Annotated in this window: 21 protein-coding genes; 9 read left to right on the forward strand and 12 right to left on the reverse strand. The window is 72.7% G+C overall.

The genetic code is table 11. From position 1 onward, the window contains the following. Window positions 1-143: 143 nt before the first annotated feature. Window positions 144-440: a DUF1540 domain-containing protein gene (locus ABZW17_RS12355; RefSeq protein WP_354812536.1), complete on the reverse strand. Its 297-nt coding sequence runs from the start codon at window positions 438-440 to the stop codon at window positions 144-146. A gap of 141 nt (window positions 441-581) precedes the next feature. Further along, window positions 582-2,603 carry a phosphocholine-specific phospholipase C gene (locus tag ABZW17_RS12360; RefSeq protein WP_354812538.1) on the reverse strand — a complete coding sequence of 674 codons (2,022 nt, stop codon included), beginning with the start codon at window positions 2,601-2,603 and terminating at the stop codon, window positions 582-584. A gap of 165 nt (window positions 2,604-2,768) precedes the next feature. Between ABZW17_RS12360 and ABZW17_RS12365 the strand changes: the two genes are divergently transcribed. Both ABZW17_RS12365 and ABZW17_RS12370 read left to right on the forward strand, forming a co-directional pair. Then, window positions 2,769-3,305 carry a MarR family transcriptional regulator gene (locus ABZW17_RS12365; RefSeq protein ID WP_354812540.1) on the forward strand — a complete coding sequence of 179 codons (537 nt, stop codon included), beginning with the start codon at window positions 2,769-2,771 and terminating at the stop codon, window positions 3,303-3,305. After that, a complete protein-coding gene (locus ABZW17_RS12370; RefSeq protein ID WP_354812542.1) occupies window positions 3,302-3,694 on the forward strand; it encodes a hypothetical protein in 393 nt (130 codons plus the stop codon). The genes ABZW17_RS12365 and ABZW17_RS12370 overlap by 4 nt, the downstream gene beginning before the upstream one ends. 235 nt (window positions 3,695-3,929) lie before the next feature. On the opposite strand, the gene ABZW17_RS12375 is transcribed toward ABZW17_RS12370, so the two are convergent. Next, window positions 3,930-5,159 (reverse strand): MFS transporter, encoded by a 1,230-nt coding sequence (locus ABZW17_RS12375; protein ID WP_354812544.1) that lies wholly within the window; start codon window positions 5,157-5,159, stop codon window positions 3,930-3,932. 110 nt (window positions 5,160-5,269) lie between these two features. On the opposite strand from ABZW17_RS12375, the gene ABZW17_RS12380 reads away from it, so the two are divergent. Then, the gene (locus tag ABZW17_RS12380; RefSeq protein ID WP_354812546.1) at window positions 5,270-5,980 is read left to right on the forward strand and encodes a metalloregulator ArsR/SmtB family transcription factor; all 711 of its coding nucleotides are present in this window, start codon (window positions 5,270-5,272) and stop codon (window positions 5,978-5,980) included. Window positions 5,981-6,021: 41 nt separating this feature from the next. Here the strand turns inward: ABZW17_RS12380 and ABZW17_RS12385 are convergent, their stop codons facing one another. From ABZW17_RS12385 to ABZW17_RS12395, 3 genes are read right to left on the reverse strand one after another with little or no spacing between them, the layout of a single operon-like run. Next, window positions 6,022-6,762 carry a succinate dehydrogenase/fumarate reductase iron-sulfur subunit gene (locus ABZW17_RS12385; RefSeq protein WP_354812548.1) on the reverse strand — a complete coding sequence of 247 codons (741 nt, stop codon included), beginning with the start codon at window positions 6,760-6,762 and terminating at the stop codon, window positions 6,022-6,024. Further along, the gene (locus ABZW17_RS12390) at window positions 6,759-8,681 is read right to left on the reverse strand and encodes a fumarate reductase/succinate dehydrogenase flavoprotein subunit (protein ID WP_354812550.1); all 1,923 of its coding nucleotides are present in this window, start codon (window positions 8,679-8,681) and stop codon (window positions 6,759-6,761) included. Before ABZW17_RS12390 ends, ABZW17_RS12385 begins: the two co-directional genes overlap by 4 nt. Next, window positions 8,681-9,370 (reverse strand): succinate dehydrogenase cytochrome b subunit, encoded by a 690-nt coding sequence (locus ABZW17_RS12395; protein ID WP_354812552.1) that lies wholly within the window; start codon window positions 9,368-9,370, stop codon window positions 8,681-8,683. The genes ABZW17_RS12390 and ABZW17_RS12395 overlap by 1 nt, the downstream gene beginning before the upstream one ends. 82 nt (window positions 9,371-9,452) lie before the next feature. Between ABZW17_RS12395 and ABZW17_RS12400 the strand changes: the two genes are divergently transcribed. After that, window positions 9,453-10,382, forward strand: coding sequence for a LysR substrate-binding domain-containing protein (locus ABZW17_RS12400; protein ID WP_354812554.1), 930 nt, complete (start codon window positions 9,453-9,455; stop codon window positions 10,380-10,382). Here ABZW17_RS12400 and ABZW17_RS12405 read toward each other — a convergent pair. Continuing rightward, on the reverse strand, window positions 10,379-11,218 hold the full coding sequence (locus ABZW17_RS12405) for a TIGR03619 family F420-dependent LLM class oxidoreductase (RefSeq protein ID WP_354812556.1): 840 nt from the start codon (window positions 11,216-11,218) through the stop codon (window positions 10,379-10,381). The genes ABZW17_RS12400 and ABZW17_RS12405 overlap by 4 nt on opposite strands. A 229-nt stretch (window positions 11,219-11,447) precedes the next feature. Between ABZW17_RS12405 and ABZW17_RS12410 the strand changes: the two genes are divergently transcribed. After that, on the forward strand, window positions 11,448-12,554 hold the full coding sequence (locus tag ABZW17_RS12410) for a serine hydrolase domain-containing protein (RefSeq protein ID WP_354812558.1): 1,107 nt from the start codon (window positions 11,448-11,450) through the stop codon (window positions 12,552-12,554). Between the two features lie 51 nt (window positions 12,555-12,605). On the opposite strand, the gene ABZW17_RS12415 is transcribed toward ABZW17_RS12410, so the two are convergent. The 3 genes from ABZW17_RS12415 to ABZW17_RS12425 form a co-directional block, all read right to left on the reverse strand. Beyond that, window positions 12,606-13,163: a hypothetical protein gene (locus ABZW17_RS12415; RefSeq protein ID WP_354812560.1), complete on the reverse strand. Its 558-nt coding sequence runs from the start codon at window positions 13,161-13,163 to the stop codon at window positions 12,606-12,608. Window positions 13,164-13,185: 22 nt separating this feature from the next. After that, window positions 13,186-19,788, reverse strand: coding sequence for an RHS repeat-associated core domain-containing protein (locus ABZW17_RS12420; RefSeq protein ID WP_354812562.1), 6,603 nt, complete (start codon window positions 19,786-19,788; stop codon window positions 13,186-13,188). Between the two features lie 200 nt (window positions 19,789-19,988). Continuing rightward, window positions 19,989-20,567 carry an XRE family transcriptional regulator gene (locus ABZW17_RS12425; RefSeq protein WP_354812564.1) on the reverse strand — a complete coding sequence of 193 codons (579 nt, stop codon included), beginning with the start codon at window positions 20,565-20,567 and terminating at the stop codon, window positions 19,989-19,991. Window positions 20,568-20,633: 66 nt separating this feature from the next. Between ABZW17_RS12425 and ABZW17_RS12430 the strand changes: the two genes are divergently transcribed. Further along, entirely contained in the window at window positions 20,634-21,239 is a 606-nt protein-coding gene (locus ABZW17_RS12430; protein WP_354812566.1) for a class I SAM-dependent methyltransferase, read from the forward strand. Between the two features lie 11 nt (window positions 21,240-21,250). Further along, window positions 21,251-21,733, forward strand: a complete 483-nt coding sequence (locus ABZW17_RS12435; protein WP_354812568.1) for a DinB family protein — start codon at window positions 21,251-21,253, stop codon at window positions 21,731-21,733. A 147-nt stretch (window positions 21,734-21,880) separates the two neighbouring features. Here the strand turns inward: ABZW17_RS12435 and ABZW17_RS12440 are convergent, their stop codons facing one another. Next, the gene (locus ABZW17_RS12440) at window positions 21,881-22,909 is read right to left on the reverse strand and encodes an alcohol dehydrogenase catalytic domain-containing protein (RefSeq protein WP_354812570.1); all 1,029 of its coding nucleotides are present in this window, start codon (window positions 22,907-22,909) and stop codon (window positions 21,881-21,883) included. Further along, on the reverse strand, window positions 22,902-23,339 hold the full coding sequence (locus ABZW17_RS12445) for a tautomerase family protein (RefSeq protein ID WP_354812572.1): 438 nt from the start codon (window positions 23,337-23,339) through the stop codon (window positions 22,902-22,904). Before ABZW17_RS12445 ends, ABZW17_RS12440 begins: the two co-directional genes overlap by 8 nt. Window positions 23,340-23,427: 88 nt before the next feature. Here ABZW17_RS12445 and ABZW17_RS12450 point away from each other — a divergent pair, with 88 nt between their 5' ends. Further along, a complete protein-coding gene (locus ABZW17_RS12450; protein WP_354812574.1) occupies window positions 23,428-24,003 on the forward strand; it encodes a TetR/AcrR family transcriptional regulator in 576 nt (191 codons plus the stop codon). Window positions 24,004-24,171: 168 nt separating this feature from the next. After that, a complete protein-coding gene (locus tag ABZW17_RS12455) occupies window positions 24,172-25,680 on the forward strand; it encodes an MFS transporter (RefSeq protein WP_354812576.1) in 1,509 nt (502 codons plus the stop codon). The last annotated feature ends 27 nt before the right edge of the window (window positions 25,681-25,707 follow it).

Here is a 25,707-nt window from a genome sequence, read left to right on the forward strand (position 1 = left end):
CCCGGCGACCACCCCCCCCCCCCACCCCCGCCCGGCGCCCTTGTACGCCAAATTCCCACTGCGGCCCCCCGGGTGGGGTGAGTGGTAAGGCGCGTTAGAACGCGCCTTACCACTCACGACCAGCCGCGGCAGCGCGCTCGGGGCTAGCTGGTGTAGGTCAGGCAGTTGGCCGCGTGGCCGCCGTCGCCGGGGCCGACCCGGATGCTCGACGCCGTGCACTCCAGGGACGAATTGTGGCGGCAGTCCGTCCGGGAACACGCCCCGACCTGGGCCACCACCCGGTCCAATCCGCCCTTCGTGTTCAGCGGGACGAACGTTCCGCAGTCCGCCGAGCCGTTGTCGCCGCCCACCGTGATCGCGAAGGCGTGGCAGCCGTCGTGGTTGTAGCCGCAGCCGCTCACCGTGCACTCGTGCACCGCCGGCATTTCCGTCGTGGTCATCCGCACTCCTGGTTCCGTGGTGGGAAAGCAGTCGATGTCCCGACGCTCCCACCGCGGCCGTGGCCCCGCAACGCGCGGAACCACGGCCGGGTGACCCTGACAGCCCGAGCAGGTGACAACCGCGCCCGATCGGGCAAACCGTCAGTGCGAGATGATCTTCGGATCGCTCGTGCTGGGACGCCCGTTCTCCAGGTGCCCCGCCACGCGGCGCAGGAAGCGTGGATCCTGGTCCGAACCCACCGAAACGTCGTACCAGTTGCCGGTGCGGCGGGTTTCCACCACCTCGACCGCCCGCGCGCCCGGCCGCAGCACCCGGGTCGTCGAACGACGCCCGTACGCGTCCGTCAGCGTCAGGCGCACCGGGGCCGGACCGTTGTTGGTCAACACCAGCGACAGGTTGCCGCTGCGGCCGTCCGGGCGCACGCTCACCTCGGGGCCGGCCGCGCCGCTGCCGCGGAACCGGCGGACGAAACCGTTCGGTCCGTACGCCGTGTAGTCGTAGCCGCCGGCCGCCGGGAGCGTGGCGGACAGGGAACAGCCGGCGCCCGCGGTGTACGTCCGCGGCTCGCCGCCCGGCGAGGCCACGTAGAACGTCGCGCCCGCGCGGCCCTGGTTGGCGAACGTCAGGTGCAGCCCGTCCGCCGCCGCCCGGGCGTCGGCCGCCAGGTCGTACGGGAGCGCGCGGGCCGGGCGCTGCCCCGGCTCCTGCTTCGGCAGCACCGTGCGGGCCGGGACCGCCGGGACGTAGTCCGGGTGCCGCTCGCGGTCCGGCGGGAGGTACCCCGCGGTGTCCGGCAGCGCCGGGACCGCCGCGTCGGTGCGCCCGAAGTCGAACGCCGAGGTCAGGTCACCGCACACCGACCGGCGCCAGGCCGTGATGTTCGGCTCGTGCACGCCGAACCGGCGCTCGATGAACCGGATGATCGACGTGTGGTCGAACGTCTCCGAGCACACCCAGCCGCCCTTGCTCCACGGCGACACGACCAGCATCGGCACGCGCTGGCCGAGCCCGTACGGGCCGGCCGGGTTCGACGCCGACCCGGCGTAGATCTCGCCCGCAGTGTCCACAGTGGACTGACCGGCCGTCGCGTACGGCGGGACGACGTGGTCGAAGAACCCGTCGTTCTCGTCGTAGGTGATGAACAGCGCGGTCTTGCTCCACACTTCCGGGTTCGCGGTCAGCGCGTCGAGCACCTGCGCGATGTACCAGGCGCCGTAGTTCACCGGCCAGTTCGGGTGCTCGCAGAACGCCTCGGGCGCGGTGATCCACGAAACCTGCGGCAGCTTGCCCGCCTTGACGTCGGCGCGCAGCCGGTCGAAGTAGCCCTCGCCCGCCTTGGCGTTCGTGCCGGTGCGAGCCTTCTCGTACAGGGCGTCGCCGGGCTTCGCGTTGCGGTAGTTGTCGAAGTACAGCAGCGAGTTGTCGCCGTAGTTGCCGCGGTAGGCGTCGTCGATCCAGCCCCAGCCGCCGGCCGCGTCGAGGCCGTCGCCGATGTCCTGGTAGATCTTCCACGACACGCCGGCCTGCTCGAGGCGCTCGGGGTAGGTCGTCCAGGAATAGCCCTTTTCGTCGTTGCCGAGGACCGGGCCGCCGCCCTGGCCGTCGTTGCCCGTGTAGCCCGTCCACATGTAGTAGCGGTTCGGGTCGGTCGAGCCCATGAACGAGCAGTGGTAGGCGTCGCAGATGGTGAACGAGTCGGCGAGCGCGTAGTGGAACGGGATGTCCTCGCGGGTCAGGTACGCCATCGTGGTCGAGCCCTTGGCGGGCACCCACTTGTCGTACTTGCCGGCGTTCCACGCCGCGTGCGTGTCCTTCCAGCCGTGCGGGAGGTCCTGGATGAACTGCAGGCCCAGGTTGTCCGCTTCGGGGCGGAACGGCAGGATGTCGCGCTTGCCGTCCGACTGCTCCCACACCGACTTGCCCGAAGCCAGGGTCACCGGCCGCGGGTCACCGAAACCGCGGACGCCGCGCAGCGTGCCGAAGTAGTGGTCGAACGACCGGTTCTCCTGCATCAGCACCACGATGTGCTCGACGTCCCGCAGCGTCCCGGTGCGGTGGAACGCGGGGATCTCCGCGGCGCGGGCGATGCTGGTGGACAGCGCGGAAAGGGCGGCGGTACCGCCGGCCAGCTGCAGAAAACGTCGTCGGTTGACGTCCGTCATGGGGACTCCGGGGGTGTCGTGGTGGCGAGCCGGGTCAGTATGGGCGGCGAAGAGCGAACCTGTCCCGGGACCGAGGCTAACGCCGGGCGAAAGCCTGGTTAACGCCTGCGAGCGGACAGACCGTTGACAAGGATAGTGAAGCACGTACTAATGTAGTGCTTCACTATGAATGACGTACCCACCTTCGCCCGCGATCCCGACGACCGGCTCTACTCCCCCGACGTCCGCGCCGCACTGGCCGGGTTCACCCTCGGCGAGGACACCGGCGTGCTGGAGGCCGCCGCGGCCGTCCGCACCGCCGCGCGGAGCCTCGACCAGCTGCGCTCCCACGGCACCGACAGCCGCGGCCTCAGCCCCGGCGCCCTCGACATCCTGATCCGGCTCGGCACCGGCGGCTCGAACGTCAAGGACCTCGCCGCCTCGGCCGGGGTGAGCTCCCGGAACGTGACCGGCCTGGTCGACACCCTGGAGCGGGCCGGGTTCGCCGAGCGCGTCCCCGACCCGCGCGACCGGCGGTCGGTGCTAGTCCGGATCACCCCGGACGGCCGGAGCTGGCTCGAGGAGTTCCGGCGGCCGTCGCAGCGGGCGATGGCCGCGCTCTTCCGCGGGTTCACCGACGCCGAGACGACCCAGCTGCGGCACCTGTGCCTGCGGCTGGTGGAAAACCAGCACCACCTGGCCCGTCACCTGGAGGACCGATGACCACCCGCGAGACCGTCCGCGCCTACCACCGCGCCCGCTTCGACGGCGACGTCACCGCCGCGGCCGCGCAACTGGCGGACACGTTCACCTTCCGCAGCCCGCTGATCGCCTCCACCGACGCGCGCGGCCACCTCGACGGGCTGGCCGCGTTCGTCGGGATCGTCACCGGGGTCGACCTGCTCAGCGAGCTCTACGGCGAGTCCGAGGCCACGCTGGTCTACGACGTGCACACCGCCACCCCGGTCGGCACCCAGCACACGGCCGAGCACTTCCGGCTGCGGGACGGGAAGATCGAGGCCATTTCCCTGATTTTCGACGCGACGCCCTGGCAGCCGCTGCTGGCAGCGGTGACCCGCCCGGGTGCCCAGGTTGTGGAGACCACGGGCTGAGCTCGAACACCGGGCGGGGTCACCGCCGCGAGCGGTGTTCCCGCGCCCGGAGAGGTTAAACGGTCCCGCTTCCGCCCTGCGGAGGTCCGAGGGGGGTCGACCTGCGAGCGGAAGCGGGAGTTCGGGGCCGGTACGGGGGTCGCCTCGCGGCGAAAGGCTCAACACGGCTCCGTCATGACAGGTATTCCGTGAAGGCAAGGGGTGAGGCCCGGGGACACCGCCGTACCGACATCCATTACAACGTCGGGCCACCGCTGGTGTTCCGGACCGCGGGGGTGACGTGCGTCGCTCGGCCGGCCGGCTCGCGTGTGCGCACCGCCCAGCGGGTCAACGCCGGTACCGGGGCGGCGGCCGCGAGGAAAACCGCGGCCACCAGCAGCCATCCCGGCGCGCCGAGCCCGCCCACCGCGAGGGTGAACACGCCGGGGGCCACCATCTGCACGGTCGCCGTGGCCGCTTCGGTGACGCCTTGGTACGCGCCCTTGGCGTCTTCGCGCATCAGCCGCACGGAAAGGCCCCAGTTGGCGGCCACATAGGCCAGTTCCCCCACGATGTGCAGCAGTGCGGCCACAACCACCACCGTGACCGCACCCGCGCCCGCGCCTCCCGACGTCGTGGCCAGCAGCACGCAGCTCGCGGCGAGCACGGCACCGGACACCACCGCCGTCCGCGCGGCCTGGGCCGTCGTGCGCGCGAACCGCGCGAACGGCACCTGGAACAGCGCGATACCGGCCGAACTCAGCACCACCACGACCCCGCCGAGGCCCAGCGGCAGCCGCGTCCGGTCCGCCAGCCACAGCGGCAGCCCGGCCGACAACATGGCCCAGCACAGGGAAAGCACCGCCGTGGCCGCGACGACGGCCAGGTACGGCCGGTCGCCGAGCACGGTCCTGACCGCCGGGCGCTCCGCCGGGCGCGCGGCGGGCGCGGGCACCCGCAGCGTCGCGACGGCGAGCACGAGGAAGCTCACCGCGTTGACGACGATCGCGAGGGTGTAGGCCCACCGGACGTCGGCGGTGAGCACGAGGGCCCCGAGACCGGCTCCGGCGGCGTACCCGACGTGCTGGGCGACCCGCTGCTGCGCCAGCACGCGCACCCGGTCCGCGGGTGCGGTGACCAGCCCGGTGATCAGGGCCGTCCGCACCGCGGTCCCGCCGGTCGCCAGCGCGGTGAACGGGATCGTCACGGCCAGGAACGACCCGGTGCCGCCGACCGTGAGGTAGGCGGCCATCGCGGCGCCCCGCACGAGGGTGAGCACGACCAGGACCGGCCGGGCGCCGGCCCGGTCGGCCAGCGCGCCCAGCGGGAGCGCGGCGGCCATCCCCGCCGCGCTCGCCACCGCCAGCCCCACACCCACCGTGACCGGCGGCAGGCCGGCGATCCGGGTGAAGTACAGCGCCCAGATCGTGAACCACAGGCCGTCGCCGAGCGCGGACACCCCGCGGCCCCAGAGCAGACTTCGCATGCAACCACCCTTCACGGTGACGTGAATGGTAGGCACAGCTCGTCCGGTCCCGCAACGATCATTCAGGGTTGCCTGAACCGTGCTAGGCTCACGCGCGGAAGGGACGGGTGATGGGCGGACTGGTCGAGGCGGGCAACGCCGTCCAGGGCGCGATCGTCGAGCTGACGCGCGAGCTGGCCGATCCGGTGCGGCTCACGGCGGTGCAGGTGCTGGCCGCCGAAGGCCCGCACACGATGGTGCAGCTGGCCGACGCCCTCGGCGTCACGGCGCCGCGGCTGGGCAACCACCTGGCCCGGCTGCGGGCGGCCGGGCTGGTGACCGTCGAACACACCGGGCGGCACGCGCTGTACCGCGTCGGCCGCGAGGACCTGCTACCCGTGCTCACCGCCCTCGCGCACTACGCGGGCAAGGACTCGATCGCCCCGCCGGACCGCGCCGAGTCGGGCGCGGACCTCGCCCACACGTGTTACGACCACGCCGCCGGCCGCCTCGGCATCGCGGTGTTCGCATTGCTCGTCGAGCGCGGCGCGGTGCACCCCCCGGACGGCTCCGCTTCGGAGGTGTCGCTCGGCGAGGACCTGTCGGCGTTCCACGACCTCGGCGTCACGGCCGCGGAGGTGGACCCCGGCCGCCGACGCCCGGCGACGGCCTGCCTGGACCGGACGCACCGGGTCCCGCACCTGGGCGGTGTCCTGGGGCACGAGGTGCTGGCCGCGTTCCTCGCCGACGGCCTCGTCCGCCGCGGAGCCGGGGACCGCGAGCTGCGCATCACCGCACGCGGCCGCCGCCGGTTCGGCGCCCTGCTACCCGGGTTCGCCTGAGTATTCGGCGAAGATCTCCCCCGCCCCGGCGCGTCTGCCGGTCATCGGGTCCGGGTGGCCGCCAGGAACTCGCGGTTCAACGTCGTGATGCTCGAGAACGGGATGCCCTTCGGGCAGGACGCCACGCACTCGCCGGTGTTGGTGCAGCCGCCGAAGCCTTCGGCGTCCATCGCCTCGACCATGTCGAGCACCCGGCTCGCGCGTTCGGGGCCGCCCTGTGGCAGCAGGCTCAGGTGGGTCACCTTCGCCGCGGTGAAGAGGGTCGCGGAGCCGTTCGGGCACGCCGCCACGCAGGCGCCGCAGCCGATGCACGTCGCGTTGTCGAACGCCAGGTCCGCGTCCGGCTTGGGGACGGGGGTCGCGTGCGCGTCCGGGGCGCTGCCGGTGGGCGCGCTGACGTACCCGCCGGCCTGGACGATCCGGTCGAGCGCCGACCGGTCGACGACGAGGTCCCGGATCACCGGGAACCCCTTGGCGCGCCACGGTTCCACGTCGACGACGTCGCCGTCGGCGAAGGACCGCAGGTGCAGCTGGCACGACGTCGTGCGTTCCGGCCCGTGCGCCTGGCCGTTGATCACGACGCCGCACGAGCCGCAGATGCCTTCGCGGCAGTCGTGGTCGAACGCCACCGGCTCGTCGCCGGCCTCGATCAGCCGCTGGTTCAGGACGTCCAGCAGTTCGAGGAAGGACATGTCGGGGCTGACGCCCTCGACCGGGTAGGCGACCATGCGGCCTTCGGCGGCCGGGCCGGCCTGCCGCCAGATGCGGACGGTGAGGTTCACGTGTAGCTCCGTCGGGTCGGGTGGACGTGCTCGAAGACCAGTTCCTCGCGGTGCAGCACCGGCGGCGTGCCGTACTCCCACGCGGCGACGTGGGCGAAGTTCTCGTCGTCGCGCAACGCCTCGCCTTCGGGGGTCTGGTGTTCTTCGCGGAAGTGGCCGCCGCAGGACTCCTCGCGCGCGAGGGCGTCGACGAGCATCAGCTCCGCCAGCTCCAGGAAGTCCGCGACGCGGTTGGCCTTCTCCAGCTCCTGGTTGAACTCCTCGCCGCCGCCGGGGATCCGGACGTCGCGCCAGAACTCGGCCCGCAGCTCCGGCACCCGGTCCAGGGCCTTGCGCAGGCCCTCGCGGGTGCGGGACATCCCGCAGTGGTCCCACATCAGCAGGCCCAGCTCCCGGTGGAACGCATCCACCGAACGCGTGCCCGGCACGGCGAGGAGCCGGGTGATCCGGTCGCGGACCTCGGTCTCCACGTCCCGGACCACGGACGGCGGGACGTCGTCCAGCGGCGTACTGCCGAGGTAGTCGTTCACCGTCGCGGGCAGCACGAAGTAGCCGTCGGCGAGGCCCTGCATGAGGGCCGACGCGCCGAGCCGGTTGGCGCCGTGGTCGGAGAAGTTCGCCTCGCCGATCACGAACAGGCCGGGGATCGTGCTCTGCAGGTCGTAGTCGACCCAGAGGCCGCCCATCGTGTAGTGGATGGCCGGGTAGATCCGCATCGGCACGGTGTACGGGTCTTCCGCGGTGATGCGCTGGTACATGTCGAAGAGGTTGCCGTAGCGGGCCTCGATCGCCGGGCGGCCCAGGCGCGCGATCGCGTCGGCGAAGTCGAGGTGGACGCCGAGGCCGCCGGGGCCGACGCCGAGCCCGGCGTCGCAGATGTTCTTCGCCGCCCGCGAAGCGATGTCCCGGGGGACGAGGTTGCCGAAGCTCGGGTAGAGGCGTTCGAGGTAGTAGTCGCGCTCGTCTTCGGGGATCTCCCCCGGCGGGCGCGGGTCGCCCGCGCGCTTCGGCACCCAGATGCGGCCGTCGTTGCGCAGGGACTCGCTCATCAGCGTCAGCTTCGACTGGTGCTCCCCCGACCGCGGGATGCACGTCGGGTGGATCTGGGTGAAGCACGGGTTCGCGAAGTGGGCGCCGCGCTTGTGCGCCCGCCAGATCGCCGTGGCGTTCGAGCCCTTCGCGTTGGTGGAAAGGTAGAAGACGTTGCCGTAGCCGCCGGTCGCGAGCACGACGGCGTCCGCCAGGTGCGTGGTGATCTCGCCGGTGACGAGGTCGCGCGCGACGATGCCCCGGGCCCGGCCGCCGGCCACGACGAGGTCGAGCATTTCCGTGCGCGCGTGCAGTTCGACGTTCCCGGCGTCGATCTGCCGGGACAGCGCCTGGTACGCACCGATCAGCAGCTGCTGGCCGGTCTGGCCGCGCGCGTAGAACGTCCGCTGCACCTGCACCCCGCCGAAGGACCGGGTGTCGAGCAGGCCGCCGTACTCCCGCGCGAACGGCACCCCCTGCGCCACGGCCTGGTCGATGATCTGCGCCGACACCTGCGCCAGCCGGTACACATTGGACTCCCGCGCCCGGAAGTCGCCGCCCTTGACCGTGTCGTGGAAGAGCCGGTACACCGAATCGCCGTCGTTGCGGTAGTTCTTCGCCGCGTTGATGCCGCCCTGGGCCGCGACGGAGTGCGCGCGCCGCGGCGAGTCCTGGAAGCAGAACTGCACGACGTGGTAGCCCTGCTCGGCCAGCGTCGCCCCGGCCGAGCCACCCGCCAGCCCGGTCCCCACGACGATCACCCGGTGCCGGCGCCGGTTCGCCGGGTTCACCAGCTTCGCGGCGAACTTCCTTTCGTCCCACCGGTTCTCCAAGGGACCGGCAGGAGCTTTGGTGTCGGCGATCGGGTCGCCCGTCAGGTAATCGGACATCAGTGCACCAGTCCCGTCATGATCGCGACCGGGACGAGGGCGTAGCCGCCCGCGACCACGACCGCCGTCGTGCTGCCGAGGATCTTGATCGCGCGTTCGCGTTTGGCGCCGACGCCCAAAGTGCGGGCGGCGCTGGCGAAGCCGTGGTGGATGTGCAGGCCCAGCATGGCCAGGGCGACGAGGTAGATCAGGTTGACCCACCAGACCTGGAAATCGGCGACGAGGTTGTGGTACGGGTCGCCGGGCACGAAGTCCCGGTTCACCGCGCCCACGGTGAAGTCGAGGAGGTGCCAGACGACGAACACCGCGAGGGTCGCGCCGCCCCAGCGCATGGTCCGCACCGCGAAGGTCGCGCGCGGCCGCCGGTGGACGTAGCGGACCGGGCGGGCGCGCAGGTCGCGGCGGGCCAGCTGCACCGCCGCGGTGACGTGCAGGACCAGCGCCACGAGCAGGACCGCGCGCTGCAGCCAGAGGAACCACTCGCGGCGCAGCACCGGTTCGCCGATCGTGCGCAGCCAGGCCGCGTAGTGGTTGAGGTCGGCCGCGCCGAGGAACGTCTTGAGGTTGCCGACCATGTGCGCGAAGACGAAGGCGAGCAGGAGCACGCCGGTCACCGCCATCACGGCCTTCTTGCCGATCGTCGACGCCCAGAAGCGCCGGAGCGGTGCGGGGGCGAGGTCAGTTGCCACCCGATCGACGGTAAGAGCCCGCTCACCAGAGGTCAAAGACATGATGACTCTGCACTCGATAGACAGGGGCTATCATCGAGGAGTGCAGTTCCACCAGCTCGCCTACTTCGTCGCCGTCGCCGAGCACCGGCACTTCACCCGGGCCGCCGAGCAGATGCGCGTCGCCCAGCCGTCGCTGTCGCAGCAGATCCGCGCGCTGGAACACGATCTCGGTGCCCCGCTGTTCCACCGGATCCGCGGCAACGTGTCGCTCACCGAAGCCGGCGAGACCCTGCTGCCGATCGCACGCCGGATCCTCGCCGAGGCCGAAACCGCCCGGCTGGCCATCCGGGAACTGGACGAGCTCGACCGCGGCCGCGTCCGGCTGGGCGCGCCGCCGAGCCTCTGCACGGGCCTGCTGCCCGCGATGCTCGCCGCGTTCCGCCGCCGGTACCCGGGCATCCAGCTGGAGCTGCACGAAAGCGGCTCGGGCGACCTGCGGCAGCGGCTCGCCGAAGGCGCGCTGGACCTGGCGCTGCTGGCGGGCGCCCGGACGACGGCCGACGCGGGCCTGACCGCGACGCCGCTGCTGCTGGAGGAGCTGGTGGTGATCTCCCCGGCGCCCCTCGCGGGCGACCGGCTCGGCATCGAGGAACTGGCCGACGTCCCGCTGGTGATGTTCCGCCGCGGCTACGACGTCCGGGAAGCCACGGTCAACGCGTGCCGGGCCGCGGGGTTCGAGCCGTCGTTCGCCATCGAGGGCGGCGAGATGGACGCGGTGCTGGAGCTGGTGCGCGCGGGTGTCGGGGCGGCGGTGGTCCCGCGCACGGTGGCCGGCGACCGGTTCCCGGTGACGCGGTTCGCCCCGGGCGCCGGGATGACCCGCGTGGTGCAGCTCGCGCACCGCGCGGACGTGGAACCCACCCGGGCGGTGCGCGCGCTGCGCACGGCCGTCGTGGGGTTCGTGGCCGACCCGGCCCGGCGGGCGAGCCTGCCGCCGGGCATCGAATCCCTGGTGGACGGACCGGGTTAGCGGCCGAACCGCGCCGCGAACGCCGCCATTTCCTCGCGCCGGCGCTCGGGTTCTGCGGTGCTCGGGGTGACGACCAGCCGGGTGACACCCTGCGCGGCCAGCTCCTCGACGTCCTCTGTGGACATGTCGATGGTCCCCCATCGGGTGTATTCCAGGCCGTCGCGGCCCGCTTCCGCCGCCGTCGCCCGGGCGAGGTCGAACTGGCGGCGGCGCTCTTCCGCCGTCAGCCGGCCGCCGGGGAAGAACCCGTCCCCGCGCCGGCCCGCCCGGCGGGCGGCGGCCGCGCTCGATCCGCCGACGTGGATCGGCAGCCCGGCCAGGGGTTTCGGGAAGCTGCAGACGTCCTCGAAGGAGAAGAACTCGCCGTCGAAGCTCACCCCTTCCTCGCCACCGGCCCACAGCAGCCGCAGGACGTCGATCGCCTCGTCCGCCCGGCGGCCGCGGGTGGCGAAGTCCACGCCGGCCGCCCGGGCCTCGCCGGGCAGTGCGCCGACGCCCACCGTGAGCAGCCGCATGCGGCCGCGGGACAGGACGTCGACCGTCGCCAGCCGCTTGGCCAGCACGACCGGGTGGTGGTACGGCAGCAGCAGCACGCCGGTGCCCAGCAGGATCCGGTCGGTGACGGCGGCGACGAAACTCAGGCACTCCAGCGGATCCGTGTAGGGCAGCGACGGCGGCAGCTCCATCGGCCCGATCTTCGCGCCGCGGTACAGCGCAACGTGTTCCGGCAGGTACAACGACTCGAACCCGCACTCCTCCGCGTCCCGGGCGAACCCGGCGATCGTGTCCGGATCGGTCCCGAAAAACGGCGTGCTGTAGCTGATTCCGAATTCCACGGCCCCGAAGGTAGACGTTGACGTGGGCGTCAAGGCAACAACCGGGGGACCCGGACCACCGGCCGCACCGCCGTGCGCGCCGGCCGGGTCGCGCGCAACGCCGCCGGCACCCGCAGTGTGATCGGCGGGGGTAGCGCTGGCGCTACCCCCGGTCCGGTGGTCTGCACTCCTGATCTTCGCGGCGGATCCCGGCATCGTGAGCGGTGTCGATCCGGAGAGGAGCTGGAAGATGCGTACAGGTGTGGTGGTCTTGACCGTGGCCGGGCTGCTGGGTGCCGCGGCGCCGGCGGCGGTGGCGGCACCGCCGCGGAACGCCGTCCAAGAGCAGCTCGACGCGCTGGTGGGCCGGTTTCCGGCCGCGCTGGCCTCGGTGACCCGCGGCGGACGCACGGTGTCGCTGGTCGCGGGTTCGGCGCGGCTCGGCAGCCGGGTGCCGGTGCCGGCCGACGGGCGGGTCCGGGCGGGCAGCAACACCAAGACGTTCACCGCGGTGGTGGTGCTGCAGTTGGTGGCCGAGGGCAAGGTCGAGCTGGACGCGCCGATCGAGCGGTACCTGCCCGGCCTGGTGCCCGGCGGGGCCGCGATCACCGTCCGGCAGCTGCTGCAGCACACGAGCGGGCTGCCGAACTACACGGAATACCTGGGGCTGGAGGACATCGCGAAACTGCAGCACCGGTACTTCGAGCCACACGAGCTGCTCGCGACGGCCTTCGCGCACCCGGCTCGTTTCGCGCCGGGGACGAAGTGGGAGTATAGCAACACCAACTACGTGCTGGCGGGCCTGCTGATCGAGCGGGTGACCGGGCGGCCGGTGGCGGAGCAGATCACCGAGCGCGTGATCCGCAAGGCGGGCCTGCGGAACACGTACTGGCCCGCGGTGGGCGACCAGGACATCCGCGGCCCGCACCCGCACGGCTACGCGCGCTCGGGCGGCCCGGACGGCCCGGTGCTCGACGTGACGGAGCTCGATCCGTCGTGGGGCTGGGCGGCCGGCCAGCTGATCTCGACCCCGGCCGACCTGGCTTCGTTCTCCCGCGCCCTGCTGGGCGGCCGCCTGCTGCCGGCCGCGCAGCTGGCGGAGATGCGCCGGACGGTGGACGCCCCCATCCTGCCGGGCTGGCGGTACGGCCTGGGCCTGTTCCGCGTCCCCCTCACCTGCGGCGGCGAGTACTGGGGCCACGGCGGAGACATCCACGGCTACGAAACCCGCGGCGGCGCCACGGACGACGGCCGGGCAGTGGGCCTGGCGGTGACGGCCCTGCCGGGCACGTTCGGCAACGCGGACGAGGGGGCGCAGGCGGTGCTGTCCACAGTGGACGCGGCGTTCTGCCGCTAGGCCTGTCCTCAAACTGATGTGGTTGATCGGTTGTGGTGCGGAGGCGTGAGGCTAGCGCACCGGCGCCGTCAAGGCCTCGCGCAGGTCCGCCGGGTGGCGGATCCACACGTCCACCGCCGTGCCGTCCGGGGCGGTCAGGGTCAGGCAGCCCTGATCTCCCGGGCCCCAGAGGGAAACGACCTCCGCCGCCCACGAACGGTCGAACGCCACGGCACCCACGCCGCGGTTGCGGTCCCCTTCCCTCGGTGACCACCGCAGTTCGCCGTCGGCCAGGGAGAGACGGCCGAGCAGCTCGCCCACCTCGTCGACGCGGCGGGCGTGGCGGCCCGGTGCCTTCGCCCCGAGCAGCAGGGCCGCCTGGACCGGCAGCTGGGCCGGCCACGACGGCGCCTCGCCCGCCGCGCGCCGGCGGTGCTCGGCGCGCGCGTCGCGCCACATGATCACCGCCAGCACCGCGTACAACACCACCGCCAGGCCGAGCACCGTTGCCACCACCGGGATCCAGCCGGTCTTGAGGCTCAGCAACGCCGCCAACGCCACGACCTGACCGACGCCGAGCATCGCCCGGGTGCGGCGCCGGCGTTCGCGGTCCCGGCCGTATTCCGTCATCTGCCCGTCCGATCGGTTCGCCTCAGCAGACGATCGCCCGCCCGCCGTACGGAGAATACGTGCGGGGCGCGGCCGCCGCGCCGCCGCCACCACCGCCCTCGCTCCAGTTCCAGACCGTGCCCGCGACGCCTGAGGTGAAGGAGTTCACATTGGCGTACATACCCCACGAACCGGGCGCGAAGCCCCAGTCCGCCCAGGTACCGAACCCGCCGAGCGCCGTCGACAGGATGCCCAGGCCGCACCCGATGCTGACGAGCTGGTGGTAGCACGTGACCCCCGCGCTCACCGCGCCGAGCGTGGTCGCGGTGACGTCGGCGACCACGCCGACCGTCACCACTCCCCCGATCACGACGTCGCCGAGGCCTGCCGTGGCCAGCCCGATCCCGACCAGGGCGACTCCCGTCCCGACGTAACCGGCGACGGTGCCGATGGTGCTCCAGGTCTTGTCCGTCCAGCTGAACGGGTTCCACCAGTCCAGCCCGGTGATGTCGGTCAGGTTGAGCGGGTTGTCGGAGGTGTAGGCGTACGGCGTGCGCGTCTGGTCGACCTTCGGGTCCACCGTCAAGAACAGCGCCGTCACGGGGTCGTAGAAGCGGGCACGCAGGTACACCAGCCCCGATTCGGCGTCGGCGAACTGCCCGGTGAACTGCAGCGGGGTCGCCGCCGCACCGCTGTGCGTCGCCACGCCGTACGGGGTGTACGTGTACGTGCCGGCCACCGCGCCCGAGGCGTCGAGCAACGCCCGGGTCGAGCCCACCTGGTCGTGCACGAACCACACCGAACCGGCCGCGCCGATCTGCTCGATGGGCGCGCCGCCGGGGCCGTACAGGTAGGCGTTCGTGCCGTCGGAGAGCAGGCTGGGCGTCTGCCCCGCGTCCCAGACGAACGTCGTGGTGGTACCGCCGACGGTCTTCGCCACCCGCAGGCCGTCGCCGTCGTACCGGTAGGTCGCGCCGTTGACCGCGGTCAGCCGCTCCGCCTGGTCGTAGGTGTAGGTCGTCGAGCCCGCCGTCTTCCGGCCGCCCAGCCCGTCCGACGTGTACGCCGTCGCACCGCCCGGAACCGTGCCGCAGGCGGGGTTCGCGACCGTGCCGGACGGCAGGGTCCAGCACAGCTGCCCGGCCGCGTCGAAGGCCTGGGTGGCCGCGCCGACCTTGGTCGGGTTGTCGGCCGCGTCGACGCCGTAGGTCGTCGTGCCTTCGGCGGCCAGCTGGTTCTTCGGGTTGTAGCCGTAGGTCTGCGACGCCGAGCCCGTCTGGCTGGACGCCAGCTGCCCCACCGGATCCCGCCCGAACGTCATCGAGAACACCGTCGTGCTCCCGGTGGCGGCCGACGTGGACGCGAGCCGCGCCGCGTCGTCGTAGCCGTTGGTGACGGTCGTGCCGTTCGGGTAGGCCGCGGTCTTGACCCCGCTGTCGTTGTCGTACCCGAAGGTGGTCTTGTTCGCGTTCCAGTCCGTCACCGTCTTGAGCCGCTCGGCGTCGTCGAAGGTGCGGATCACCGCCGTCGCGTGGCCCGGGTAGGTGATCGACGTCTGGTTGCCGTTGTCGTCGTAGCCGTAGCCGGCCGCCGCCCCCGACCCCTGCGTCTGGGCGATGACCTCGCCGAAGCTGTTGTACGTCCAGGTCGACGTACCGGTGCCGTCGGTCATGCTGGTCTTCCGGCCCGACGGGTCGTACCCGAAGGTGACGCCGGGGGTCACACCGTCCGAATAGGACACCGACTTCGTCCGGCCGGCCGCGTCGTACCCGAAGGTGGTGACCCGGCCGGTGGGATCGGTCGTGGTGAGCGCGCGGCCCGCCGGGTCGAGGTGCGACGTCGTCGTGCGGTGGTCCGGGTCGGTGCGCGAGGCGCGCCGGCCCTGCCCGTCGTAGCCGTAGGTGGTCTGCGCGGTCAGCCCGTCCACGGTGTCGGCGACCGTGCCGTCGGGGTTGTAGTCGGTCACCTGGGTGCTGTTGTCGGCGTTGGTGGTCCGGATCGGCTGGTCGGCCGGGTCGTAGGTCCACGCCGTCGTGTGGTGGTTCGCGTCCGTCACCGACTTCTTGTTCGAGTCGGCGTCGTAGGCGGTGGTGGTCGCGTGGCCCAGCGGGTCCGTGGTCGACGTGACGTTGCCGTGGGCGTCGTGGCCGTAGGTCGTGCAGCCCTTGGCCGGGGGCACGCAGCCGGGGACGACCCCCGCGGCCGTGCCGTTGCCGTCGACCTGGGACGTCCGGAACCCGGTCGCGGTGTCGTAGCCGTACTGGGTCTTGTCACCGGCACCGTCGGTCTCCGAGACCTTGTCCCCGAAGGTGTCGAACGCCGTCGTGGTGGTCTTCCCGTTCGGGTCGGTCACCCGGGTCCGGTCGCCCGGGTGGGCGGCGTCGTCGTAGAAGTAGTTCGCCGTCCGGGCCGGGGCCGGGCCGAAGTTGCCGGTGATCGACTCGACGACGTTGTTCGCCTTCGTCCGGGTGGTGGCGGTGACGTCGTGCACCCCGGCGGCGCCGGCGGGGACGTGGCCGGCCTGGTCGTACTGGTTCACCGTCGCGACCCCGCCGGGATCGATGGTCTCGATCAGGTTCCCGGCGTCGTCGTACTGGTAGTTCGTGGTGAAGCCGAGCGCGTCGGACTCCGCCGTCCGGTTCCCGTGGTCGTCGTAGGAGTAGGTGGTCAGGTCGCCGTCGGCGTCGGTCTTGGTGCTCACCCCGAGGGTCACCGGGTCGTAGGTGTACGACGTCGTCCCGGCATCGGCAGTGCTGTAGCCCTTCGTTTCCGAGACCAGCAAACCGTTCTGGTAGGTGTCGAGCGTCTTGTGCCCGGCCGGGTCGGTCACCAGGGTCTGACCGGCGGCGAGGCCACCGTCCGGGCCGTAGGTGAACGTCGTGGTGTGGCCGTTCGGGTCGGTCTGCGTCTTCACCCGCTCGGCGCTGTCGTAGACCATCGACGTCACCGCCGTCGCCGGCCCGCCGAAGTCGGCCGGGGACCGCATCGACGTCATCAGGTGGTTGCCGTCGTAGGTGTAGCGGGCGTGGTCGTCGTCCAGTGTGGACGGTGTACGGGTGGTGCCCACGCCGTAGACGTCGGTGAGGTTCCCGGCCGCGTCGTAGCCGTAGGTGACCTTGCGGCCGGCCGGGTCGGTCAGCGCCGTGACGTGGTTCCCGGTCCAGGTCAGCGTGTAGGCCCGGTTCGCGGGATCGGTGACGGTGGCCAGGTGGCCGGACCCGTCGTAGCCGAGGGTGAGCTGGTACGGCGGGGAAGCCTTGCTGCCGGCCGGGTCCGTGATCGCCGTCAGCCGGCCGCTGGCGGCGTCGAACGTGAAGACCTGGCTGCCGCGGCGGGTGTAGACGTACGTCGAGCCGGACTTGACCAGGGTCGCGTCGTACCGCGGCGCCGACACCGTGTACGCACCGCCGCCGGCGACGAAGGTGACCGCCGAACCGTCCTCCTGCTTCACCGTGACGTTGCCCGTGCCGGCGTCGGTCGCGGACGTCAGGTTGTAGGAATCGGTCCAGCCGAAGCCGAACGGACCGTCGGCGGCGAGCGCCTTGTTGGGCCCGTTGGGGTCGGCGACGCTTTCGGCGTAGCTGCGCTTGAACGCCAGGGGCAGCCGGCCGGGCGTGCTGAGGTCGGTGAAGTCCTCGCCGAACGTGCCGGTCGCCGTGTCGACCGGGTCGCCCGCGGTGCGCCGGCCGCAGCCGCACTGCACCCACGACGGGTTGGAGCCCTTCGGCTCGTCCTGCACCCCGGGCGGGCCGCCGATCGGCTGGCCCGGCGTGCCGCCCTGGGGCACGAACGCGATCGCGTCGAAGGCGACGTCGAAGTCCGAATAGCCGTAGCCGCCCTGGTCCTGGGAGCTGCCGTTGTTGTTCAGGGTGACGGTGGCGCCGTTCTGCATGGCGAACGTGCCGATCGTCACCCACTGCTCGGAGTTCCACGCCTGGTTGACGCGGATCTTCCACGGCGAGACCCCGCCGCCCGGGTTGATCGTGTAGACGACGTTCGTCGCCTGCGCCCCGAGGCCGGGCAGGTGCAGCTTGACCTTGTAGTACTGCAGCGACGGCAGGTTCGGCGTCCACACGCCGGTGTTGATCAGGGCCGGGTTCGAGCCGTCTTCGGTGTGGGTGAACAGCACCCGGCCGCCGAGGCCGGTGCCGAGCTGGTGGGTGTCGATCGCGCCGATCGGGTCACCCGCGGAGTTCGTCCCGTAGGTGTAGGTGAACGTGCCGTTGTCCGACCAGTTCGCGCCGCCGCAGCCCTGCAGGTTCAGGCGGTTCGGCTCGTCGTCGACGATGATCGAGCCGCCCGGCACCTTCGACGTGTCCTGGCTGCACGTCGGCGGGTTCTGCGTCGGGTTCGCCGGTTCGGACCCGCCCGACACCGCGTACGGGCTCGTCGCGCACGTCGTGGCGCAGGTCGGGATCCACGTCACCGGGTTGTGCCACCAGCACTGGAAGTCGTCCAGCATGCAGTGGCTCGCGCCCGGGTTGGAGGTGTTGGTGCTGTTCGGGTCGCACTGGTTGGCCGCCATCGAGCACATCGCGGTGTAGGGCGCGGGCTGCACCCAGTGCTGGCCGCCGTTGTACGTCGGCTTCGCGTACGCCGGGTTGCTGTAGCGGATCAGCGGGCTCGCGGTCCAGCCGAGCACGCGCTCCTGGTACGGCCAGCTCGCCGGGTGCGCCGCGTCGGCGTAGGTGTCCTGCAGGTACGGGTCGCGGTTGGGCGGGTAGTCCAGGTTGGCCGGGTTGTTGGTCCAGCCCAGGCCCCACGTGCCGTGCGGGCCGGTGCAGGACGGGCCGGGCGTGCAGCCGGTGGTGTTGCCGTTGGCCGCGTTCGGCTGGATGCCCGAGTTGTACGCCCAGGCCGCGAAGTACCAGTTCTCCAGGTACCGCGGGTCGGCGTTGTTCGCGGTGATCCCGGCCGTGTAGAGCTGGTTCCAGGTGCTCTCCAGGATCTGCAGGCCGGCGGCGATGTTCTCCTGGTAGTCGACCGCGACCTTCCACTGGCCGTGCTCGGAGAGCGAGTGGTCGCCGATGTGCATGCCGTCGGTGACCTGGCTGATGCCGTAACCGCAGTCGGAGGCGGCGTAGTTGATCGAGACGATGTCGCCGCCCGCGCCGTAGTAGCTGGCGATCAGCGGGTCGCCCGCGGTGCCGGCCGGCGCGTGCCACGACGCCTGCGACCAGTTCGACTCCTGGGCCATGATGCCCTCGAAGATCGACCGCGGCACCGAGTTCGAACCGCCCGACGGGTGCGACAGCGGGATCAGCGGGAAGTCGCTGTTGGGGGCGTAGGCGACCAGGCCCATGTTCCCGAACCCGGCCGGGCGCGTGTACGCGCTGCCGGTCAGCAGGCCCTGCTCGGCCATCTGCACCGCCCAGTTCACCTGCGCCGGGTTCGGCTGCAGCACCTGGCGGTTCGCGGCGAGCGGCGGCACCGCGCACTTCGGCGTCTGCGCCTGGGTGGTGTTCGGGGCCGCCTTCGCCGCCGCCGCGTCACCCTGCGGGCTCAGCCGGTTCTGGTGCGGTGCCTGGGCGGCCTTCGGCGCGGCGGAGTAGGTGGGCACGGCGGTGGTGGCGGCCCTGGCCGCGGCCGGGACGGCGGGCGCGAGCACCTTGCCGGTCCTGGTCGCGAGCAAGGCGGGCGAAGACTTCTTGCCGTCGGCGTCCGGGCCGAGCAGCGCGTCACCGTCCAAAGAGGACGCGGCGGCGCCGTGCGCGAGCGGGCCGTCGCCCACGTTGCGGACGCCCGCGGCGGCCAGCGCGGCGGGGGCGGCCGGGTCGGCGCCCGAGAGCACGGCGTGGCCCGCGCGGCCCTGGAACAGCTGCACCCGGCTCAGGTCGCCGGAGCCGAGCGGGGTGACCACGCCGCCGTGCTCGTGCGCGGCGGTCGCGGTGCGGGTGCCCGGCCGGGTGTGCAGGAAGCTGACGCCGCCGTCGGCGGCCGGGCGCACGTCGTAGACGTCACCGGGCAGGGTGGCCAGCACGGCCGGGTTTCCCTTGGCGGGCACGGAAACCAGCCGGTTTCCGGCCACGCCGACGACGCCGGCCCCGGCCGGGACGGCGGAGGTGAGCTGGCCCGGCGTGGTCACGTCGGCGTCGATCTTGCCGGTGGCCAGGTTCGCGGTGAGCAGCCGGGTCTGCCCGTCGAGGGCGACGGTGAACACGGCGGTGGTCCCGGTGCCGCAGCCGGGCGAGTAGTACTTGAGGCCGACGCCGCCGGCCAGCGCGTGCACCGCCCCGCTGCCGAGGTCGACGGAGTAGGCGAAGGCGCCGTGGTCGCGCGCGGCCTGGGTGTTCACCGCCGAAGCGGGCAGAATCGCGACGGCGGCGTACTTCCCGTCGCCGGACACGCACTGGTAGCCGGTCCACGAGCCGTCGTCGAACCCGGCCGGGTGCAGCAGCGCGACCTCCCGCCAGGCGAACCCGGCGGTTTCCCGGCCCAGTGCGACGTGGTAACCCTGCGCGTCCCCGTAGCCGTCGACGGCGACATCGGCGGATTTCGCCGCGTCCGGACCGAAATCCGCCGGTTTCGGGGCGGCGGCGGGTGTCGCGGCCGCGGTGGGTTCCGGTGCCGCGGCGACGACCGAAGTGGACGCCCCGACGAGGGCGAGCACCGTGCCCAGCACGGTCAGCACCCGGGACCCGGACATTCTTCGCGCACGATCGATCCCACCGGCCACGGCAGATCCTCCCCCTGAGGTAGCGCACCGGAAATCCGGCCACTACGGGAAAATCTAACTGTCCGCCCCGCGGGACCCATCGCCCATTGGAGTGATCTTCGAACCCGGTCCCCGCGACCTCGGCCGGGATTTCGCCTGTCGCAAAAGGACAATTGCGCCGAAACAGGATTTCAGTGTGCGCGGGCGCGCAGGTGGGCCCGTTCGCCTTGGCGGCCGAACAGGATGAGGAGCTCGACCGCCTTCCCGTCCGCCGTGCCCAGCCAGTGCGGGATCGTCGTGTCGAACTCCGCGGCCTCGCCCGGCGGCAGCACGAGGTCGTGCTCGCCGAGGACCAGCCGCAAGTTCCCCTGGAGCACGTACAGCCATTCGTTCCCCTCGTGGATCCGGTGGTCCGGAACGGGCGGCGGGTCGGCGCCGGGGATGAGCATCTTGTACGCCTGCATCCCGCCCGGCCGCCGGGACAGCGGCACGAAAGTCATGCCGTGGCGGCGGATCGGGGTGAGGTGGATGCGCGGGTCGCCGGTGCGCGGCGCGCCGACGAGGTCGTCGAGCGGGACGTCGTAGGCGCGGGCGAGCGGCAGCAGCAGTTCCAGGCTCGCCCGCCGCTGCCCGCTTTCCAGCCGCGACAGCGTGCTCTCCGACACCCCGGTCGTGCCGGCGACGTCCGCCAGCGTCAGCCCGCGGTGCCGGCGCAGCGCCCGCAGCCGGGGGCCGACGGCGTGCAGCACGTCCTCGAAGTCGTCGCTCATGCCGCCATCTTGCCGGAACCGCAAGAAAGCGTGCCGGAATCGCCAGGGCCGGGTCAGGGTGGAGCCATGACGACCACCGAAGCGTCCCGGTTCTGGGACGGCCACCACGCGGCCCACCGCCCCGGCGGCGAGCCGCCCCCCAACGTCCGGCTCACCGAAGTCGTCTCGGCGCTGACCCCCGGCCGGGCGCTCGACCTGGGGTCCGGCGCCGGCGGCGACGCGCTGTGGCTGGCCCGGCACGGCTGGCGCGTGACGGCCGCCGACATCTCCGCCGTCGCCCTCGGCCGGCTGGCCCGCCGCGCGCGGGAGGCCGGGCTCGGCGACCGGATCACCGGCGAGCGGCACGACCTGGCGGCGACGTTCCCGGCGGGCGCGTTCGACCTCGTCTCGGCGCTCTACCTGCACACGTCCTTCCCGCTGCCGCGCGACACCGTGCTGCGGCGGGCCGCGCGGGCGCTCGCCCCCGGCGGCCGGCTGCTCGTGGTCGAGCACGGGTCCGTCGCGCCGTGGTCGTGGAACCGGGAAGCTCCCCCGCCCCCGCGGGTGCCGTCGCTCGATCCGGCGGGGTGGACCGTCGAACGCGCCGACGCGCTCCCCCGCCGCGCCACCGGGCCCGGCGGGCGGACCGCCGAGGTCGTCGACCACCTGCTGCTGGTCCACCGCACCCGCTGAAAGGACGCACGATGCCCCGAACCCGACGGCGGGACACCCCGCCCCCGCGCACCGGGCCCACCGAAAAGGAGGTGCTGCGCGGCTTCCTCGACCACCTGCGGGCCGCCGTGGCCGCCAAGGCGCAGGACGTGCCGGAACCGCAGGTCCGGACGCCCGGCGTGCCGTCCGGGACGTCGTTGCTGGGCCTGGTCCGGCACCTGGCGCACGTCGAGCGGTTCACCTTCCTCGGCGAGGAACCCGGCAGCTGGCCCGGCACGTTCCGGCCGGGCCCGGCCGAGACCGTCGCCTCGGTGCTGGCGGACTACCGCACGGCGTGCGAGCGGGCGAACGCCGTCATCGACGCCTGCCCCGACCTGACAATGCCGGTGGCCCGCCCCGGCCGCCCGGCGCCGTCGATGCGCTGGGCGCTGGTCCACCTGATCGAGGAGACCGGCCGCCACGCCGGGCACGCCGACATCCTCCGCGAACTGATCGACGGCAGCACCGGCCGGTGACGGCCCGTTTCCGCGCCCCGGCGGCGGCGCCGCCGGCGAATTCGGTCATTATGAGTGAATCACCCGAGTCCGTCCAACGCCTATTTCGCTTCGCTCAAGGGTCCGCGCTGATCCGCACCGCGTGCGCGGGAAACCGTTGCGCCGCAGTCACCCTGATCCGGCGGCACCCGCGAGGTCCCGCACGAACACCGGCTTGAGGTGCCGCTCCGGCAGCGCCCCGGGCAGCTGCTCCCAGCCGAAGACGTCCGACACCACGCGCCGGGGGTCCACCCGGCCGGAGCCGGCCAGCTCGAGCGCGTCGGGTAGGTGCGTGCGCACGTTGTCGCGGGCGATGCGCAGGTTCACCCCCGTCAGGTACATCTCCAGCAGCGGCAGCGCGCCGGGGCGGAAGTGGTTGCCCGCGCTCTCGCACCACCCCTCGGGGGCCAGCGAGCGCAGGGCCGTCGCCAGCTCCTCGACCCGGCCCGTGGCCTCGACCGCCAGCTCGAACCCGTGGTGGACCGGCTCGATCGCCGCCGCCGTGCGGGCGCCGTAGGTCCCGGCGATCGCCCGGTGCGCCGGATCGGGGTCGACGTGGAGCACGTCGGACGCGCCGAGCGCGCGGGCGATGTCGCAGACGTAGAGGCCGATGCTGCCCCGCGCGAGCACCAGCACCCGCGCGCCCGGTTTCGCCCGCAGGTGCGGTGCCACCAGCCGGTACGACAGCGACCAGTTGTCGCTCGCGGCCGCCATCGCGACCGGGTCCAGCCCGGGCGGCAGCGGCACGAGCATCGCGTCCGCCCACGGGACCCGGACCAGGTCCGAGAACAGGCCGCCCCTGCGGCCGCCGATCGGGGCGCCGAACATCGCCATGTGCGGCACCGACGTGCAGTGCGCGGTCAGCCCGGCCCGGCAGCGTTCGCAGGCCCCGCAGGCGATCGCCCACGGCACGACCACCAGGTCACCCGGCGCCACGTGGGTGACCGCGTCGCCGACGTCGGTCACGCGCGCGACGCATTCGTGCCCGAGCGCGAACGGCGGGGCGAGCGGGCCGTGCCCGGCCAGGATCGCCGAGTCGACGTCGCAGGAGGTCGCGGCCACCGGGGCGACGAGCGCGTCCCGGTCCGAAGCCAGGACCGGATCCGGGACCTCCCGCCACTCGACGGCGTGGCGCCCGGTGTAGGTCAGTTCACGCACCGGCCGCCTCCCGGGCCCGCTGGGCCAGCGCGACGAGTTCGGCGTACCGGACCACCTCGCCGCCCGCGCCCCACGTTCCCCCGGGCTGCTCGTGGATCAGCACCCACACCCGCGGCGCGTCGGCCTCGCCCAGCCCGGCGGCCGCCAGCACGGTCGCGGTGGCCTCCCGGACCAGGCCCGCCTTGCGCCGGTCGGACACCGCACCCTGCGGCACCGTGACGTCGACCCGGAACCGCGGCGCGCCGTCCTCCGCGGTGGTCTGCGCCCCGGCGGGCAGTTCGTGCAGGTAGCTCCACGCCTGCGCGCGGAAGAACGCCGTGTCCGGGGCGCCTTCCCAGCGCAGCAGCACGGCCGCGAGGTCACGCTGCACGCTCTCGCGGCCCGCGGCGGTCAACGCCCCCGCGGGGACGGTCAGCTCGATCATCGGCATGGCACAGCTCCTCGCCTCCGCCGTTATAACACTCGTTATAACGGGGGCGGACGCTACACTATGACGACTGTTATAAACAAGGAGTGCGATGACCGAGGCGGATGCCCGGCGCCGGCTGGTGGCCGGCGCGGCCGACATGATCCGGCGGCGCGGCCTGAACGCGACGAGCATCCGCGAGGTCGCCAAGCACGCGGCGACGCCGCTGGGCTCGACGTACCACTACTTCCCCGGTGGCAAGCAGCAGCTCGCCGCCGAGGCGGTGCGGTTCGCCGGCGAGACGGTGGGCCGGATGCTGGCCGGGCAGCTGGCGGCCGGACCGGTCGACGGGCTGCGCGCCTTCCTCGCCCTGTGGCGCGAAGTCCTCGTCGGCAGTGAATTCCGGGCCGGCTGCCCGGTGCTCGCGGTGTCGGTCGAAGAGGCCCCGGACGAAGACCGCCTCGCGGTGCTCACCGCCGCGGCGGCGGTGTTCGACGGCTGGGAGACGCAGCTCGCGGACAGCCTGCGGGACCACGGCGTGGCCGACGGCGAAGCCGAGGAGCTCGCGACTCTCGTCGTCGCGGCCGCCGAAGGCGCGGTGGCGCTGTGCCGCGCGCAACGCAGCACGGTGCCGCTCGACCGGGTCGCCGCCCGCCTCGAAAGCCTGCTCACGGCGGCAGCCGGCTGACCCCCACCCGTCCACTGAGGACAGCTCGGGCCGGCTCAGCGGTTCCGCATCCGGGCGGCGGAACTCGCGGCCGGCACCGGCGCTCGGCGTGGCAGCCGACCCGATCGTGTTTCGCCGGGGGCGGGCGGGGGAAGTCACGCGGGGCGGTTCGCTCTCAAGGAGGTTGTCATGGCGGCAACACCCGATCCGGCGTCGGCCGGGGTGCGCACGCTGATCCCGGCGCGCATCGACCGGTTGCCCTGGTCCCCGTTCCACACCCGGATGGTGATCGCCCTCGGGGTCGCCTGGATCCTCGACGGCCTGGAGATCACGGTGGCCAGCGCGGTCGCCGACACCCTCACCAAGCCCGAGACGCTGCACATGTCGTCGGCCGCGGTGGGCCTGCTGGCGACGATCTACCTCGCCGGCGAGGTGGTCGGGGCGCTGTTCTTCGGCAGCCTGTCCGACAAACTGGGGCGCCGGAACCTCTTCATGCTGACCCTGGCCGTCTACCTGGTCGGCAGCGGCCTGACCGCGCTCACCCTGGGCAACGGCGCGGGCTGGGTGATCTTCCTCTACGCCACCCGGTTCGTCGCCGGCATGGGCATCGGCGGCGAGTACGCCGCGATCAACTCCGCCATCGACGAACTGATCCCGGCCCGTTACCGCGGCCGGGTCGACATCGCCGTCAACGGCACCTACTGGGCCGGGGCGGTGCTCGGCACGATCGGCACCTACATCCTGCTCAACCGGATGGACCTGTCGCTGGGCTGGCGGCTGGGCTTCCTCATCGGCCCGGTGCTCGGGCTGGTGATCCTGCTGGTGCGGCGGCACCTGCCGGAGAGCCCGCGGTGGCAGATCATGCACGGCAGGGCGGACGCCGCCGAAGAGTCGATCCGGCAGATCGAGCAGGAGGTCGAGCACACCGGCCGCGAGCTGCCCCCGGTCGACGAGAAGAAGGCGATCGAGGTGACCCCGGCCGAGCGGATCGGGTACGTGGCGCTGGCCAGGGTGCTGTTCCGCGACTACCCGTCACGGGCGATCCTCGGCGCGTCGCTGATGATCAGCCAGTCGTTCCTGTACAACGCGATCTTCTTCACCTACACGCTGGTCCTCGGCAAGTTCTACGGGGTGTCCTCGGCGGCGACGCCGATCTACCTGATCGCGTTCGCGGTGGGCAACCTGGTCGGCCCGTTCACCATCGGCCACCTCTTCGACACCCTCGGCCGCCGCAAGATGATCTCCGGGACGTACGTCGTGTCCGGGGTCCTGCTCGCGATCACGGCGGTGCTGTTCTACGCGGGCGCGCTCAACGCGATCACCCAGACGATCGCGTGGTGCGTGATCTTCTTCTTCGCCTCCGCGGGGGCGAGCGCGGGCTACCTGACGGTGAGCGAGATCTTCCCGCTGGAAGTCCGGGCGAAGGCGATCGCGGTGTTCTTCGCGATCGCGCAGTGCTTCGGCGCGCTGGGCCCGGTCATCTACGGCGCCCTGATCGGCACCGGCGAGCACCCGGCCCGCCTGTTCGTCGGCTACCTGCTCGGCGCGGCGGTGATGATCGCCGGCGGCCTGGTGGTCCGGTTCCTGGCGGTCGACGCCGAGGGCAAGTCGCTGGAGGACATCGCCCAGCCGCTGGCCGCGGCGGGCCGGCGGGGCCGGACGCGGGCGGAAGGGGCCTCGTCGCCGTTCTCGACCTGACGGCGGCGGCCTCGCGGTTTAGGCTCG

Source organism: Amycolatopsis sp. NPDC004625, assembly GCF_040609695.1.
GTDB lineage: Bacteria > Actinomycetota > Actinomycetes > Mycobacteriales > Pseudonocardiaceae > Amycolatopsis.

Excerpts from the sequence above, each read along its gene's own strand:
- ABZW17_RS12390 (WP_354812550.1), bottom strand. The coding sequence starts at position 8,681 with ATGTCCGATTACCTGACGGGCGACCCGATCGCCGACACCAAAGCTCCT.
- ABZW17_RS12410 (WP_354812558.1), top strand. The coding sequence starts at position 11,448 with ATGCGTACAGGTGTGGTGGTCTTGACCGTGGCCGGGCTGCTGGGTGCC.
- ABZW17_RS12375 (WP_354812544.1), bottom strand. The coding sequence starts at position 5,159 with ATGCGAAGTCTGCTCTGGGGCCGCGGGGTGTCCGCGCTCGGCGACGGC.
- ABZW17_RS12430 (WP_354812566.1), top strand. The coding sequence starts at position 20,634 with ATGACGACCACCGAAGCGTCCCGGTTCTGGGACGGCCACCACGCGGCC.
- ABZW17_RS12445 (WP_354812572.1), bottom strand. The coding sequence starts at position 23,339 with ATGCCGATGATCGAGCTGACCGTCCCCGCGGGGGCGTTGACCGCCGCG.
- ABZW17_RS12380 (WP_354812546.1), top strand. The coding sequence starts at position 5,270 with ATGGGCGGACTGGTCGAGGCGGGCAACGCCGTCCAGGGCGCGATCGTC.
- ABZW17_RS12365 (WP_354812540.1), top strand. The coding sequence starts at position 2,769 with ATGAATGACGTACCCACCTTCGCCCGCGATCCCGACGACCGGCTCTAC.
- ABZW17_RS12425 (WP_354812564.1), bottom strand. The coding sequence starts at position 20,567 with ATGAGCGACGACTTCGAGGACGTGCTGCACGCCGTCGGCCCCCGGCTG.
- ABZW17_RS12415 (WP_354812560.1), bottom strand. The coding sequence starts at position 13,163 with ATGACGGAATACGGCCGGGACCGCGAACGCCGGCGCCGCACCCGGGCG.
- ABZW17_RS12355 (WP_354812536.1), bottom strand. The coding sequence starts at position 440 with ATGACCACGACGGAAATGCCGGCGGTGCACGAGTGCACGGTGAGCGGC.
- ABZW17_RS12370 (WP_354812542.1), top strand. The coding sequence starts at position 3,302 with ATGACCACCCGCGAGACCGTCCGCGCCTACCACCGCGCCCGCTTCGAC.
- ABZW17_RS12420 (WP_354812562.1), bottom strand. The coding sequence starts at position 19,788 with ATGTCCGGGTCCCGGGTGCTGACCGTGCTGGGCACGGTGCTCGCCCTC.
- ABZW17_RS12450 (WP_354812574.1), top strand. The coding sequence starts at position 23,428 with ATGACCGAGGCGGATGCCCGGCGCCGGCTGGTGGCCGGCGCGGCCGAC.
- ABZW17_RS12455 (WP_354812576.1), top strand. The coding sequence starts at position 24,172 with ATGGCGGCAACACCCGATCCGGCGTCGGCCGGGGTGCGCACGCTGATC.
- ABZW17_RS12435 (WP_354812568.1), top strand. The coding sequence starts at position 21,251 with ATGCCCCGAACCCGACGGCGGGACACCCCGCCCCCGCGCACCGGGCCC.
- ABZW17_RS12360 (WP_354812538.1), bottom strand. The coding sequence starts at position 2,603 with ATGACGGACGTCAACCGACGACGTTTTCTGCAGCTGGCCGGCGGTACC.